This is a genomic window from Dyella silvae (assembly GCF_026421305.1).
GTDB classification, from domain to species: Bacteria; Pseudomonadota; Gammaproteobacteria; order Xanthomonadales; family Rhodanobacteraceae; genus Dyella; species Dyella silvae.
Window position 1 is genome coordinate 1 of the sequence record NZ_JAPJBQ010000020.1, and the last position, 1,226, is coordinate 1,226.

Below are 1,226 nucleotides of genomic sequence, written 5' to 3' on the forward strand. Positions count from 1 at the left end.
TGCGACTTCAGCCGGTCATTGCAACACATTGCTGGAATCGTTCGGCCGGTGTTTCAAAGTTGAGTGTCTGTCTTGGACGCTCATTCAATTGCCGAGCCACGGCGTCGAGTTTAGCCTGCGAGTAACCCGACAGGTCCGTGCCTTTGGGGAAATATTGGCGAAGTAGCCCATTGGTGTTCTCGTTCGAACCGCGCTGCCACGGATGCTGCGGATCGCAGAAGTAGACCTGGATATCGGTGGCTAACGTGAAGCGCTGGTGGTCAGCCATCTCCTTGCCTCGATCCCACGTGAGTGATCGGTAGAGTTCGCGAGGCAGTTTGTGGGCGTGCTTGATCAGCGCATCAATGACCGTTTGCGTGTCCTTGCTGGCCACCTTCACCAACATCACGTAGCGCGTGTGGCGTTCGACGAGCGTGGCGATCTGGCTTTGATGGCTTCCCATCAACAGGTCGCCCTCCCAGTGTCCTGGCACCGCCCGATCCTCCACTTCGGCGGGACGTTCGCGGATCGACACCATGCCGGTGAGCTGGCCGTGATTGTCCGTCTTCTGCGTGTGGTGACGGGATCGACGCATGGTGCGCGGGCGTCGAAGATGCGCCAAAAGCTCTTTTTTCAAGGCACCGCGGGCCTGGATGAAGAGGCTGCGATAGATGGTCTCGTGCGACACCTGATGCTCCTCGTGGCCGCCAGATCGCTGTTTGAGCCAGCCCGCAATCTGCACCGGCGACCATCGTTGTTGCAACTTGGCGGCGACAACACCGGCAAGTACGCGGTGCCGCCTGAGCTTGCAGACCTTGGGTCGGCGGCCCTGATCCCACGCCCGTTGGTCAGCCTGGTTGGCGCGGTAACCGTCGCATCCGCCGTTGCGTTGAATCTCCCGACTGATCGTCGAAGGGGCCCGATGCAACTGCGCGGCCACACATCGAAGCGAGTGCCCAAGCGCCAAGGATCGAGAGATCTCCTCGCGCTCGGCAAGCGTCAGGGCACGTGACGAGCGGTGGCGTGGCGGCGGTCGAATCCCGCCGGTCTGGGCTAACACTCGACGTATCGACGAATGCCTTCGCCCCAGCCAACGGGCGATCTGATGGAGCGACTCCCCTTGCTGCCAGCGCTCCCACATCACCGCCTTCTGGCTATCGGTTATGTGCCTTCGGACTCTGGGTGCCATGCAACACTCCTTCCGCTTGCGCGTCTATAGTGTGTTGCGTTGACCGGCTGAAGTCGCA

Annotated in this window: 1 protein-coding gene; it reads right to left on the reverse strand. The window is 61.1% G+C overall.

The annotated features are described in order from the left end of the window. Positions 1-7 precede the first annotated feature (7 nt). Positions 8-1,168 (reverse strand): IS30 family transposase, encoded by a 1,161-nt coding sequence (locus OQE56_RS20070; RefSeq protein WP_267226858.1) that lies wholly within the window; start codon positions 1,166-1,168, stop codon positions 8-10. Positions 1,169-1,226: the final 58 nt, after the last annotated feature.